This window comes from Rhodococcus sp. Q1 (assembly GCF_004153645.1).
Classification (GTDB): domain Bacteria; phylum Actinomycetota; class Actinomycetes; order Mycobacteriales; family Mycobacteriaceae; genus Rhodococcus; species Rhodococcus gordoniae.
Genome location: NZ_SDMJ01000001.1, coordinates 277841 through 290628 on the forward strand (window position 1 = coordinate 277841; position 12788 = coordinate 290628).

Annotated in this window: 11 protein-coding genes; 7 read left to right on the forward strand and 4 right to left on the reverse strand. The window is 68.9% G+C overall.

The genetic code is table 11. The features are described from left to right. The first annotated feature begins 47 nt into the window (after positions 1-47). The 5 genes from EQ874_RS01250 to EQ874_RS01270 all read left to right on the forward strand — a co-directional run bounded on the left by EQ874_RS01250 (position 48) and on the right by EQ874_RS01270 (position 7185). A complete protein-coding gene (locus tag EQ874_RS01250; protein ID WP_129975083.1) occupies positions 48-4133 on the forward strand; it encodes a bifunctional nitrate reductase/sulfite reductase flavoprotein subunit alpha in 4086 nt (1361 codons plus the stop codon). A gap of 64 nt (positions 4134-4197) precedes the next feature. After that, positions 4198-4602 carry a TOBE domain-containing protein gene (locus EQ874_RS01255; protein WP_064064235.1) on the forward strand — a complete coding sequence of 135 codons (405 nt, stop codon included), beginning with the start codon at positions 4198-4200 and terminating at the stop codon, positions 4600-4602. Then, positions 4599-5345 carry a molybdate ABC transporter substrate-binding protein gene (modA, locus tag EQ874_RS01260; RefSeq protein WP_129975085.1) on the forward strand — a complete coding sequence of 249 codons (747 nt, stop codon included), beginning with the start codon at positions 4599-4601 and terminating at the stop codon, positions 5343-5345. The genes EQ874_RS01255 and modA overlap by 4 nt, the downstream gene beginning before the upstream one ends. Continuing rightward, the gene (locus tag EQ874_RS01265; protein WP_129975087.1) at positions 5342-6127 is read left to right on the forward strand and encodes an ABC transporter permease; all 786 of its coding nucleotides are present in this window, start codon (positions 5342-5344) and stop codon (positions 6125-6127) included. The genes modA and EQ874_RS01265 overlap by 4 nt, the downstream gene beginning before the upstream one ends. After that, positions 6124-7185: an ATP-binding cassette domain-containing protein gene (locus tag EQ874_RS01270; RefSeq protein WP_129975089.1), complete on the forward strand. Its 1062-nt coding sequence runs from the start codon at positions 6124-6126 to the stop codon at positions 7183-7185. The genes EQ874_RS01265 and EQ874_RS01270 overlap by 4 nt, the downstream gene beginning before the upstream one ends. A gap of 23 nt (positions 7186-7208) precedes the next feature. On the opposite strand, the gene EQ874_RS01275 is transcribed toward EQ874_RS01270, so the two are convergent. Further along, positions 7209-8528, reverse strand: coding sequence for a hypothetical protein (locus tag EQ874_RS01275; RefSeq protein ID WP_129975091.1), 1320 nt, complete (start codon positions 8526-8528; stop codon positions 7209-7211). Between the two features lie 301 nt (positions 8529-8829). Between EQ874_RS01275 and EQ874_RS01285 the strand changes: the two genes are divergently transcribed. Beyond that, on the forward strand, positions 8830-9447 hold the full coding sequence (locus tag EQ874_RS01285) for a YqgE/AlgH family protein (RefSeq protein ID WP_051017507.1): 618 nt from the start codon (positions 8830-8832) through the stop codon (positions 9445-9447). 6 nt (positions 9448-9453) lie between these two features. Here the strand turns inward: EQ874_RS01285 and EQ874_RS01290 are convergent, their stop codons facing one another. Further along, entirely contained in the window at positions 9454-10410 is a 957-nt protein-coding gene (locus EQ874_RS01290; RefSeq protein WP_129975092.1) for a DUF1648 domain-containing protein, read from the reverse strand. Between the two features lie 9 nt (positions 10411-10419). Next, a complete protein-coding gene (locus EQ874_RS01295; RefSeq protein WP_129975094.1) occupies positions 10420-11574 on the reverse strand; it encodes a LuxR family transcriptional regulator in 1155 nt (384 codons plus the stop codon). A 99-nt stretch (positions 11575-11673) separates the two neighbouring features. Here EQ874_RS01295 and EQ874_RS01300 point away from each other — a divergent pair, with 99 nt between their 5' ends. After that, positions 11674-12327: a hemerythrin domain-containing protein gene (locus tag EQ874_RS01300; protein ID WP_129975096.1), complete on the forward strand. Its 654-nt coding sequence runs from the start codon at positions 11674-11676 to the stop codon at positions 12325-12327. 9 nt (positions 12328-12336) lie between these two features. Here EQ874_RS01300 and EQ874_RS01305 read toward each other — a convergent pair whose 3' ends face one another. Then, positions 12337-12741: an SdpI family protein gene (locus tag EQ874_RS01305; RefSeq protein WP_129975098.1), complete on the reverse strand. Its 405-nt coding sequence runs from the start codon at positions 12739-12741 to the stop codon at positions 12337-12339. Positions 12742-12788 lie beyond the last annotated feature (47 nt).

Genomic DNA, 12788 nt, shown 5'->3' on the forward strand with positions numbered 1-12788 from the left:
CCAGCATGGACACCGGCGTAGTCGAGACGGTGTCGAGGAGTTGCGGGATGCAGGACGAGATCACCACGGTGAAATCCACCTGCTCCTACTGCGGTGTGGGATGCGGGATGCTCCTCGACGTCGCCGTCGATCCGGTGACGGGCGATCGACGAGTGGTGAGGGCATACGGAGACAAGGATCATCCGGCCAACAGGGGACGGTTGTGCACGAAGGGCGCGACGAGCGCCGAGATGCTCGCCGCCGGGGGCCGGCTCGAGACGGCGTGGCTGCGCAGCGAGCGGTCCGACGCCCTACCTTCCGAGCACGCAGCCGACCTCGCACCGTTTCCTCTCGACGATGCGATCGCCGAAACCGCGCGGCGCCTGAGCGGCATCGTCGCGGCCCACGGCCCCGATGCGGTGTCCCTCTACGTCTCGGGACAGATGTCGCTCGAGGCCCAGTACCTCGCGACCAAGCTCGCGAAGGGATACCTGCGCACCTCGTACATGGAGTCGAACTCGAGACTGTGCATGGCCGGCGCCGCGACCGGCTACAAGCAGTCGCTCGGATCCGACGGCCCACCCGGCTCGTACGAGGACTTCGACCATGCCGACGTCTTCTTCGTGTCGGGTTCCAACATGGCCGACTGCCATCCCATCCTCTTCCTCCGCATGATGGATCGGGTCAAGGCGGGAGCGCGACTGATCGTCGTCGATCCGCGACGCAGCGCGACCGCCGACAAGGCCGACCTGTTCCTGCAGATCACGCCGGGCACCGACCTGGCGTTGCTCAACGGACTGCTGCACCTGATCGTCGAGAACGGGCACGTCGACCGCGCCTTCGTCGAGGAGTTCACCGACGGCTGGGACGCCATGGAGTCCTTCCTCGTCGACTACCCACCGCACCTCGTCGCCGAGGTCACCGGTCTGGCCGAGGCCGACATCCGCACGGCGGCGCAGTGGATCGGCGAGGCCGGCGAGTGGATGAGTTGCTGGACGATGGGTCTGAACCAGAGCACCCACGGCACGTGGAACACCAACGCGATCTGCAATCTGCACCTCGCGACCGGGGCGATCTGCCGCACCGGCAGTGGGCCGTTCTCCCTCACCGGCCAGCCCAACGCCATGGGTGGCCGCGAGATGGGATACATGGGGCCGGGCCTGCCGGGGCAGCGCAGTGTCCTCTCCGACGACGACCGCGCGTTCGTCGAGGACCGCTGGTCGCTGCCGCGCGGCACGCTGCGCACCGCGGGCGGCGGCGGCACCGTCGACATGTTCGAACGGATGGCGGCCGGAGAGATCAAGGCGTGCTGGATCATCTGCACCAATCCCGTGGCGTCGATAGCGAATCGGTCCACCGTTCTCGAGGCGCTCGGGAAGGCCGACCTGGTGATCGTGCAGGACGTCTATCGTGAGACCGAAACGGCTTCGTACGCAGATGTTCTCCTCCCCGCTGCTCTGTGGGCCGAATCCGAGTACGTCACCGTGGGATCCGACCGCACCGTCAATCTCCTGCAGCAGGCCGTCGAACCCGTCGGCGAGTCGCTGCCCGACTGGAAGATCATCGCGCGGGTCGCGCAGGAGATGGGTTTCGGCGATGCCTTCGACTATTCGAGTGCCGAGGAGATCTTCGAGGAGATCACCGGATTCGCGAACCCGCAGACCGGATACGACCTGCGCGGCATGACCTACGACCGCCTGCGGGAAGGGCCGGTGCAGTGGCCGTGCCCGCCGCAGTCGACCGAGACCCGGCACCCCGTCCGCTATCTCAACGACGGGACGAGCCGGACGCCGGTGGTGCGCGAGGACGGTTCCGGACCGCGCCTGGCGTTCGCGACCCCCGACGGCCGTGCCCGTTTCTTCCCGCGACCGCACATGCCCGCCGCGGAGATGCCCGACGACGAGCACCCGTTCGTCCTGAATACCGGACGGGTCCAGCACCAGTGGCACACCCTCACCAAGACGGGGAAGGTCGAGAAACTCACCAAGCTGAATCCCGGGCCGTTCGTCGAGATCAATCCCGAGGACGCCCGACGCCTGTCGATCGTCGAGGGTGATCGCGTCGAGATCGCGTCGCGTCGGGGACGGGCCGTACTGCCCGCCGCCGTCACCGATCGGGTGCTGCCCGGTAATTGTTTCGCGCCCTTCCACTGGAACGACCTGTTCGGCGACGACCTCGCCGTCAACGCCGTGACGAACGACGCCGTCGACCCGGTCTCGCTGCAACCCGAGTTCAAGGTCTGCGCCGTATCGGTGCGGAAGGGCGCGGGCGGAATCGAACCGGTACTCGAGGGCGGCTCGGTGATCGATCGCCTCGAGACGGTGCTGGGGCTCGAGAGCATTCCCGCGCCGACCTTCGACGACGCCGAACGCGGTTATCTCGCCGGGTTGCTCGCCGGACTCAGAACTACGGATGTCACTGCGACACCGGTACTTCCCACGACCGCGCCGTTCCCGGCCGACAAGCGCGCCTGGGTCGACGGGTTGCTCGCCGGAATGTACGTGCACTCGGTTCCGGTTCCCGGCGCGGCCCCAGGCGAGACGGTGCCGGACGGGCCGGCCGTCGTGGTGGCCTGGGCGTCGCAGACCGGCAACGCCGAATCCTTCGCGGCGAGTTGCGCACAGCGGCTCCGCGATGCCGGTCGAGCGGTGCGCTCGGCGGGACTGAACGAACTCGACATCGCGACGCTGGCGGACATCGAGGAATTCGTGGTCGTCACGAGCACCTTCGGCGACGGCGACCCGCCCGACAACGGCGGTTCGTTCTGGCGGGCACTCGACGCCGACACCGCACCCGTTCTGTCCGGAATGCGCTACGCGGTACTGGCTTTCGGTGACTCGAGTTACGACGATTTCTGCGGATTCGGACGTCGCGTCGACGACCGTCTGAGTGTTCTCGGCGCGACCCGCCTGACCGGGCGTGTCGACTGCGAACCCGGAGAGGACGAGCGCGCACAGAACTGGCTCGAGTCGCTCGTACCGATGCTGGGATGCTCGACGGCCCCGGTTGCCTCGGCCGCGCCGGCTCCGGTCTCTCCCGTCTACACCCGCAACTCGCCGCTCGTCACGCGGATCACCCGCAATATCGCACTCAGCGGCGCGGGTTCGGCGAAGGACGTGCGCCAGTTCGGATTCGAGATCTTCGATCCCGCATTCGAATACGAGGCCGGCGACGCCCTCGGGGTGATGCCGACGAACGGCCCGGAAGCCGTCGACGAATGGCTCCAGGTCACGGCCCTCGACGCGGAGACCGCCGTCGAACTCGGCGACCGTCCCACCGTGCCGCTGCGGGAGGCCGCGACGCGTCACCTCGACATCACCCGGGTGACACCGGAACTGCTCCGGTTCGTGCAGAAGCAGAGCGGCAGTGCCGAACTCGCGAAGCTGCTGCGACCGGGCAACAAGATCGAGCTGCAGCAGTGGCTGTACGGGCGGCAGGCGATGGACGTCATCGCCGAGTACCCGTTCAAGGCACCCTGGGTCGAATGGAAGGAGCTGCTCGGTCGTCTTCGCCCGCGCCTGTACTCGATCTCGTCGAGCCCCAGGACGAATCCCCGCGAGGTGCAGCTGACGGTGTCGGTGGTGCGCTACGAGTTCGAGGGTCGCTCCCGGGCGGGCGTGTGCTCGTCCTTTCTCGCCGATCACAGCAAGGGCATGGACATTCCGATCTTCGTGCAGCGTAACGAACACTTCCGGCCGCCGGCGGCGGAGACCGACATGATCATGGTCGGTCCGGGCACGGGCATCGCGCCGTTCCGTGGTTTCCTCCACGATCGTCGCGAGGCCGGGCACACGGGCCGCAACTGGCTGTTCTTCGGTGACCAGCAAGCCGAGACCGACTATCTCTACCGCGACGAGATCGAGTCGATGCACGAGGGCGGCTTCCTCACCGAACTGGCCCTGGCGTTCTCCCGCGACCAGCGGCAGAAGATCTACGTGCAGGACCGGATGCGCGAGCACGGCGCGCAGGTGTGGAAGTGGCTGCAGGACGGCGCTCACTTCTACGTGTGCGGCGATGCCGGACGTATGGCGAAGGACGTCGACGCGGCCCTGCGCGAGGTGGTGCAGACCCACGGACGGCTCGACCGGGACGCCGCCGCGGCGTACGTCGAGCAGATGGCCGCCGACAAGCGGTACGTCCGCGACGTCTACTGATTCCCTTGTTTGTCCGCAGACGCGGATATAACGTGTCGTTCATGACGTATATGCGGAGTCGAGAGTGACTGCGATCCGGATCCGCGAGGCCGCGTCGCTGCTGGGAGTCAGCGACGACACGGTCCGCCGCTGGATCGACCAAGGGCTGCTGCAGGCCGGCAAGGACTCCGCCGGACGCAAGACCGTCGACGGCGGCGAACTGGCCGAGTTCGCGCGCACCCAGGCGGCCTCCGGCCCCGACCTGCTCGGGGTGGGCAGCTCCGCCCGCAACCGCTTCGTCGGACTCGTCACGCGCGTCGTGTCCGACACCGTCATGTCGCAGGTGGAGATGCAGTGCGGTCCGCACCGGGTCGTCTCGCTCATGAGCACCGAGGCCGTGACCGAACTCGGTCTCGAGCCGGGCAGCATCGGTGTGGCCGTCGTGAAGGCGACCACCGTCATCGTCGAGACACCCGGAGGGTCCGAATGAGGCGCCGGGCGCTCGCCGTGCTCGCTGCCGCTGCGGCGCTGACGTCGTGCGGCAGCGGTGGAGGGGACCCGGAGGTCCTCACGGTCTACGCGGCGGCCTCGCTTCGGGCTCCGTTCACCGAGATCGCAGAACGATTCGAGCAGACGAACCCCGGAGTGACGGTGGAGTTCTCCTTCGCCGGCTCGTCCGATCTCGAGACCCAACTCGAGCAGGGCGCACCGGCCGACGTCTTCGCCTCCGCCGACACCCGCACGATGGATTCCGCCGTCGAGGCCGGACTCGTTACCGGTGAACCGATCCCGTTCGCGACCAACACGCTCACGATCGTCACCGAACCCGGGAACCCCGAGAACATCACGTCGTTCGCCGATCTCACCGGAAAGGGTGTCTCGGTGGTCGTGTGTGCGCCTCAGGTGCCGTGCGGTGCGGCCACCACGCGACTCGAGGAGGCTGCCGGTACCGACCTCGAGCCGGTGTCCGAGGAGTCGTCGGTGACCGACGTGCTCGGCAAGGTCACCTCGGGTCAAGCCGATGCCGGTCTGGTCTACGTCACCGACGCGACGAGAGCCGGCGAGACCGTCTCCGTCGTCTCCGTTCCGGAGGCTGCGGAGATCGTCAACGTCTATCCCATCGCAAGGCTGTCGGATTCCGGCAACGCCACTCGCGCCGATGATTTCGTGCGCTTCGTCACCGGTGCGGACGGCCGGGCAGTCCTCGCCGATGCGGGCTTCGGTATACCGTGACCGCGACGGGACTGCCCCGGTGGTTGTTCGTCCCCGCCGCGCTCGGGTTGCTGTTCGTCGTCGTGCCCCTGGTGTCGATGCTGCTCACCGTCGACTGGACGACGTTCCCGTCGCTCGTGACGTCTCCGGCGTCCCTCGACGCGCTCGCATTGAGCCTGCGCACCTCCGCGGCCGCTACGGCATTGTGCCTCGTGCTCGGCGTGCCTCTCGCGGTGGTGCTCGCGCGCAGCCCCTTCCGCTGGATATCCGTGATCCGCGGGTTCGTCCTGCTGCCGCTCGTGCTGCCACCGGTCGTGGGTGGCATCGCCCTGCTCTACACCTTCGGACGCCGGGGGCTGATCGGTGAGCATCTCCACGCGCTCGGCGTGCAGATCGCCTTCACCACCACGGCGGTCGTGCTCGCGCAGACCTTCGTCGCGCTGCCCTTCCTCGTCACGAGTCTCGAAGGGGCGCTGCGCAGCGCCGGTTCGCGCTACGAGGACGTCGCGGCCACGCTCGGGGCGCGCCCCACGACGGTCTTCCGGCGCATCACCCTGCCTCTCGTGCTACCCGGTCTCGTCTCGGGCTCGGTGCTCGCATTCGCCCGTGCCCTGGGTGAATTCGGCGCGACCCTCACCTTCGCCGGCAGCCTGCAGGGCGTGACCCGCACGCTGCCGCTCGAGATCTATCTGCAGCGGGAAACCGACCCGGACGCCGCCGTCGCCCTGTCGCTGGTACTGATTCTGGTGGCCGTCGTGATCGTCGTGGCCGTGTACTCGCGGCGGAAGGAGCGGCCGCTGTGAGCCTCACGGTGCGGGCCCGGGTCGCCGCACGCGATGTCGACGTCGAACTGGAGGTCGCGCAGGGTGAGATCGTCGCGGTGCTCGGCCCGAACGGTGCCGGAAAGTCGACCCTCCTGGGTGTGGTGTCCGGGCTGCTGCGTCCCGATGGCGGTCGCGTCGAACTGGACGGCCGCGTCCTCACCGACACCGCGACCGGTGTCGCTGTGGCTCCGCACGACCGGTCGGTGGTGCTGCTCGCCCAGCAGGCCCTGCTCTTCCCGCACCTGACCGTCGCGGGCAACGTGGAGTTCGCGCCGCGCAGTGCGGGTGTGGGCCGGCGTGAAGCCCGTGCCCGCGCCGAGAGATGGCTCCGGGAGGTCGATGCGGCGGATCTCGCCGATCGCCGCCCGCACGAACTGTCGGGTGGACAGGCACAGCGGGTCGCGCTCGCGCGTGCCCTGGCGGCCGAGCCGCACCTGTTGTTGCTCGACGAGCCGATGGCCGCGCTCGACGTCACCGCGACGCCGGTGCTGCGGTCGTTGCTGCGGCGCGTCCTGCGCGACAGCGGCCGCACGGCCCTGCTCGTCACCCACGACCCGCTGGACGTGCTCGCACTCGCCGATCGGGTGATCGTGATCGAGGCCGGCCGCATCGTCGAGGACGGACCGGTACGCCGGGTGCTGACGCGACCGCGCAGCGCCTTCGCCGCCCGCATCGCGGGGACCAATCTCGTGACCGGAACCGTACGACAGGACGCGCTGGAATCCGCGGACGGTGTCGTCCACGGTCGCGTCCACGACGACTGCGTTCCGGGCACGGCAGCCGTCGCCGTCTTCGCGCCGTCGGCGGTGGCCGTCTACACCGATGCCCCGCACGGGAGCCCTCGCAACGCCCTGCGCGTGAGGATCGCGGAACTCGAGGCGCAGGGATCGACGGTGCTCGTGCGGTCGGGTACGGGTATCGCCGCGGAGATCACGACGGCGGCACTCGCCGACCTGGACGTCCACCCGGGCGACGTCGTGTGGTTCGTCGTGAAGGCCACGGAGGTGGGGATCCATCCGGCCGCGCTGCGCTCGTGAGCGATACCACGCTGCACGCGTGATCAGCACCGCGCGCGGCGCACCGCGAGCACGGCGGCGAGGCCGATCAGGTACACGACCCCGCCTGCGACGGCCAGTGCGGGCGTGCGTCCGTCGGGATCGATCATGAAGGCCGTCACGACGATCGCGCCGAGGAAGGCGATGTTGAAGACGGTGTCCTGCAATGCGAAGACGCGTCCTCTGCGGGCGTCGTCGATGTCGATCTGCATCGCCGCATCGCCGGTGAGTTTGATGGTCTGACCGGCGAGACCGAGCAGGAATGCCGCGGCGAGCAGTGGTCCGGCCGCCACGGTGGTGACGAGCGTGAACTGGACGATCGCGGCGGCGATCAAGCCGAGCGTGACGGTGCGTGGACGGCCCAGCCTGGGGATCAGGATCGGTGCGAGTACCGCTGCGAGGAGCATGCCGGCGGCGGTGCAGGCGACCGCGACACCGAATCCGGAGAAGCCCGTCAGCAGATCGGAGCCGCTGTCCCCGGCCGGAGCACCGGAGTTGCCGCCCGCGGCGCGCAGTACGAGCACCATGATGAGTGTGTCGATGCCGAACACGATGCGGTGCGCGCCGATTCCGAGCATCGCGACGGTGACACCCGGCGCGTCGAGCACGGCACGCGCACCGGTCCGCAGACCCGACAGGACGGTGCGGATCACCGTCCGGGGTCGTATTCCCTCGGGGCCGAGCACATTCGCGGCGAATCCGGATGCGGCGACCGCTCCGACGATCGAACCACTCACGCCGAGAAGGACGGCCGTGCCCGAGCCGGTGTCTCCCGCACCCACGAATCCGATGGTCGCGACCGCCACGGCGGCCCCGACCGCCGAGACACCCGAACCGACCGTGGCCAGAACGGAATTGACAGGGACGAGCCATGATCGGGACGCCACATGCGGGAGTGAGGCCGATACACCGGCCAGGACGAATCTGCTCACGCCGACGGCGGCGAGCGCGAGCAGCATGAGCGGGAGCTGCGGTCCTCCGAGGAGCAGGACGGCCGCGGCCGCCGCGATGAACACTCCGCGCAGCAGAGCGGCCCACACGAGGACGAGACGTCGGTCCCATCGGTCGAGCAGGGCGCCGGCGAACGGGCCGATCACCGAGTACGGCAACAGCAGCACCGCGAAGCCGGCCGCGATGGCGACGGGGTCGGTGTGACGTTCCGGGTTGAACAGGATCGCCCCGCCGAGTGCGGCCTGGAACAGTCCGTCGCCGAACTGGCTCGCGAAGCGCACCACCGTCAGACGGACGAGGCCCGGTGAGTGCCGCAGGGCGATCGCGGTCGATCGCCACGCCCGCTGCCTCGACGGCTGCCCGGAGTCTCGCACGAGTACGACACTATCGGCTCCGCGCGGGCAGGCCTCGTTCGGCAATTCGGTGTCCGGTTGCACCGCCCCGCCGAGTGCACCACCGCGCCCGGTATCCGTGCGATCCCTCACCGTCCGGATTCCGTACCGGCACGCGGCATCCGGGCATGGTCGTCGTTGTTCGGAGTCGTGGGTTCCGAGGTCTTCGGGCAGTACGGACCCGACACTTCTCCGGACCGCGGGGTCCTGTTCGAGCATCATCTCGCCCTGTGGCCACATACCGTCGGGTTCCGCCCCACGCGCCGGTGACGGCGGTGACAGAATGGCTGACGTGGCGCAACATCAGGACGAACCCGAGGATCGCACCGCACCCTCGACACCCAGGGTGCGGGCGGGCAGCCTGCTGGTCTCCGCCACCGACCTCACCGAGCCGACCTTCCGCCGCACCGTCGTCTACATCATCGAGCACACCGATGCGGGCAGCTTCGGCGTCGTCCTGAACCGCATCAGCGACACCTCGGTCGACGCCATGCTGCCGCAGTGGTCGTGGCTCGCCACCGAACCGAAGTCCCTGTTCGTCGGTGGTCCCGTCCACCGCAGTTCCGCACTGTGCCTCGGCACCTTGCGGGTGGGGGCCGACATCACCGACGTGCCGGGTATCCGCCACGTCGACGGCCGCGTCGCGATGATCGACCTCGACGCCGATCCCGGGCACATCGCCCACTACGTCGAGGGCGTGCGGATCTTCGCGGGCTATGCGGGATGGAGTGCCGGTCAGCTCGACGGCGAACTGCGCAACGACGACTGGATGGTGGTCTCGGCACTGCCCGGCGACGTGCTCGCGCCCGCGCATCTCGACCTGTGGGCGAGGGTGTTGCGGCGCCAGCCGCTGCCGATGGCTCTGCTCGCGACCCACCCCATCGAGGTCGAGCGCAACTGAGCTCCGTCAGCGGGCATCGGCGAGGGTGTTGAGCGCGCCGGCCATCTCCTCGGCCCTCGCTGCGGTCACGGTCAACTCGTATCCCGAGGCCGTGGTCACCACGACGGCGGGTCCGGTGCGGGTGACCAGGCCGTACCGCTTGCCACCCTTGGCGCGTAGTCCCCAGCCACCCCAGTCCTGGAAGGGCCGGGTCTCGGTGACCTTCGCGCCGACGATCTCGTCGAGGTCGTAGCCGAGCGCGTCGGTCGCCAGGTTCGACACCCGGATCCCGTCCGCGTCGACCACCACGGTGTAGCGCAGCAGACCCAGGACGAGCAGAACGACGGGGGCGATCAGGCCCAGGGGCCACCAGCTCTGCACAGCGGCACACACGATGAACGCCGGGATCAGGACGAGCAGCGACAGTGCCGCCGTCGTGCCCGCACCGGTACCCACCTGTTCGACGATCGGCAGGTCGGCCCGGCCGCGCGGCAGTGCCGGATCCGGAGCGGCGGTCGCCGCCTTCCGTTCCCGGCCGTCGCGCAGGTGCCGACCGCCGAACCAGCCCACCGCGATACCCGCCCACATTCCGAATACCGCGGGCCACCCTTCCAGCGGTGCCCGCGTGGCGTCGGTCGTGTCGAGCTGTCCCGTGAGACCGGCGAGGAACAGCGTGGTGATCGTGCCGGTCACGCCGAGACCGATCGCGAGCATGTAGCGGCGCATGAGCAGCTGCGCCTGCGCGAGCGCGGCGATCGCACAGCAGCCACCCCCGACGAGCACGATCAGCAGGGCGGCGGTCCACGCCGAGGTCATGGGCGAGCCGAACGAGTCGGGGGTCGTGCCCGACCAGTGCGTCGCGATCTCACCGGGCAATCGTGGGAGCCACGAGCGGGTGAATACGAGCACGGCCACGGCGCACAGCACCGGAACGGCCAGTCCGAGCAGCACCCCCACAGGGTCGATCCGACGCGTCGTCGTCATGGGGTCAGCCTAGGGGTGGGCCTCCACCGCTGCCGTCTTCGTTCCGTTCTCGTCGAACCATCCGTCGGGGCGCAGGTCCGCACCGAACCGGGGCATGTATTCGGTACACGCGAGTCGCGAGACGAGGGTGCGACGGCTGTTCACGCCGGTCTTGGTGAAGATGTTCTTCAGATGGTCCTGCACCGTGTACGGGCTGATGAACAACCGGCTCGCGATCTCGTTGCGCGACCGTCCGGCGAGAACTTCGACGAGTACTTCCGATTCGCGTGGCGTGAGGCCGTGGGCGGCGGTGACCAGGGCGACGATCTCGGGTAGACGTGCCCGCTCGAAGGTCATGACGACGCGGCCGGTCTCGTCGAAGATCGCGGCGCGCAGTACGAGCCATTCGCCGTCGAGGGTGCGAACACGCACATCCGCGGGCACGGGTCGTGTTCTGCGGACCTGGCGGGCGATCACGTGCGCCGGGCCGGGGCGCCCCCGAGCGGGACTCTCCCAGCCGAGGCGTTCGAAGAAGATCGTCGCTGCGGCAGTGACGGAATCGAATTCGCCGTCCGCCCCGATCACCACCACGGCCGGGCCCGAGCATCCGCAGGCGGCGCTCTCGGCGTCCGTGCTCCGTGTTCGTGCGGATGCGTGCCGGATCAACGTGGTGCGGAATCCGTTCGCGATGTCGTCGAGAACGTCGTCGAGCATCGCGAGTTCGGCGTCGGAGAAACCTCGGCCCGGCCCGCGGAGCAGATCACCGACACCCCAGCATCTACGGTCTCCGTCCCGGAAGACCAGTTGCACTTCGTGTCCCATGCCCAGATGCGACACGAGTTCGAGATAACGCCTGTTGTCGTATCCCGGTCCGCGGCCGGAGGGTTCTCCGATCCGCCGTACTCCGGACCGGTGCTGCATGAGCGCGTAGAGACTGTCCGGATCGAGGTCCGGACCGTACTCGAACTCGATCGACAACCGGAGTACCTCGGCGGGGTCGTCGAGGCCGCGGGTGGTGAAGCCGGTGGGAACCCCGACGGCCGGGTCCACGGGCGCGACACAACCACCGTCGTACGGAACGAAAGCGCCGAGCACATCCATCACGAACTCGCGGAACTGCGCCCCGTCCGCAGCTGCGGACGCTGCGTCATGGATGCCTGCTCTCAACCGCTGCGCAGAGCGCATGCCTCGAAGTATCCCCCTCGAATGTGGGATTGAGAACACCTCGCGAGGCGGCGAGGCTCGTAGCACGGGGAGATTCATCCGAAAGTCGAGGTGCCCGTCATGACCACCGCTCACGCCACCCCGTTGTCCGCCGAGGACCTGGAGGTCGTGCATCTGATCCACGCCGCTCTACGCCGGGACACCGAACGTCTCGCCGACTTCGCACAGAAGTGGCGGACCGCGGACCCCGGCACGCACGATGCGCTGCTCCTCGGCTGGCACGGCTTCAGCACCGAACTGCACACGCACCATTCCATCGAAGACGTCTACGTCTGGCCGTTCATGCGGCCGCGGCTCGCCGACGATGCGGGGGCGATGGAGGTGCTCGATGCGATGGAGGCCGAACATTCCGTGATCGATCCGGCGCTGGCGGAGATCGAGAACGCGCTCGACGACCGGGAGACGGCGACCGAGCGGCTCGGCGGTCTGCTCGACGGTCTCGTGACGTCGCTGGGTGCTCACCTCGCACACGAGGAGCGTGACGCCTTCCCCCTGATCGAACGGTCCTTCACCAAGGAGGAATGGCACGACCTCTCGATGCGTGCGTTCGAGCAGCTGGACAAGGACGAGGTCTCCGAACTGCTGCCGTACATCTTCGAGGGGGCACCGAAGGACCGCGTGTCCGTCGTGCTGAAGAGCCTCCCGGTACCGGTGCGGGTGCTCAACCGGTTCTGGTGGACCCCGCGTTACGCGCGGGCACGCCGCTGGGAGTGAACAGCCCGGTCAGGCGGTCGGCTCGCACGCCCCGCGCAGGCTGCACGCGCCGCACGAGGTACCGCAGCCGGCCGTCTCCTCCGGCTTCGTCGCTGCGGCGACCCGCGCTGCGACGGATCCACCGGCACCGGCGGTGACCAGGGCGGCCACCACGGTGACGACCACCGCGATGATCCCGGCAACGGTGGGCAGGGTCAGCGACGCGACTGCACCGACGGCGAGCAGCACCGCAGAACCCAGCATGCTGGGTGCGGCGACCTTGTTGGCCAGCGCGAACGCGGCGTCGTCGCGCAGCGACTCCGGGGTGCGCACGCCGGCCCAGCGGTTGCGCGGCAGTTTGCCGGTCAGTGCCGCGACACCCACCGCGCCGACGACGAGAGCGAGCACGAAGAGCAGGACAGCGACGATGAGCACCCGACCAGGATACGCGTCGGGCGGTGCCACCGGTCTGCGCGGGTGGG

What these genes read in the sequence shown, in the direction of transcription:
- EQ874_RS01285 (WP_051017507.1), top strand. Translation starts at nt 8,830, where the DNA reads ATGGCTGACGTGGCGCAACATCAGGACGAACCCGAGGATCGCACCGCA.
- EQ874_RS01300 (WP_129975096.1), top strand. Translation starts at nt 11,674, where the DNA reads ATGACCACCGCTCACGCCACCCCGTTGTCCGCCGAGGACCTGGAGGTC.
- EQ874_RS01250 (WP_129975083.1), top strand. Translation starts at nt 48, where the DNA reads ATGCAGGACGAGATCACCACGGTGAAATCCACCTGCTCCTACTGCGGT.
- EQ874_RS01290 (WP_129975092.1), bottom strand. Translation starts at nt 10,410, where the DNA reads ATGACGACGACGCGTCGGATCGACCCTGTGGGGGTGCTGCTCGGACTG.
- EQ874_RS01295 (WP_129975094.1), bottom strand. Translation starts at nt 11,574, where the DNA reads ATGCGCTCTGCGCAGCGGTTGAGAGCAGGCATCCATGACGCAGCGTCC.
- modA (WP_129975085.1), top strand. Translation starts at nt 4,599, where the DNA reads ATGAGGCGCCGGGCGCTCGCCGTGCTCGCTGCCGCTGCGGCGCTGACG.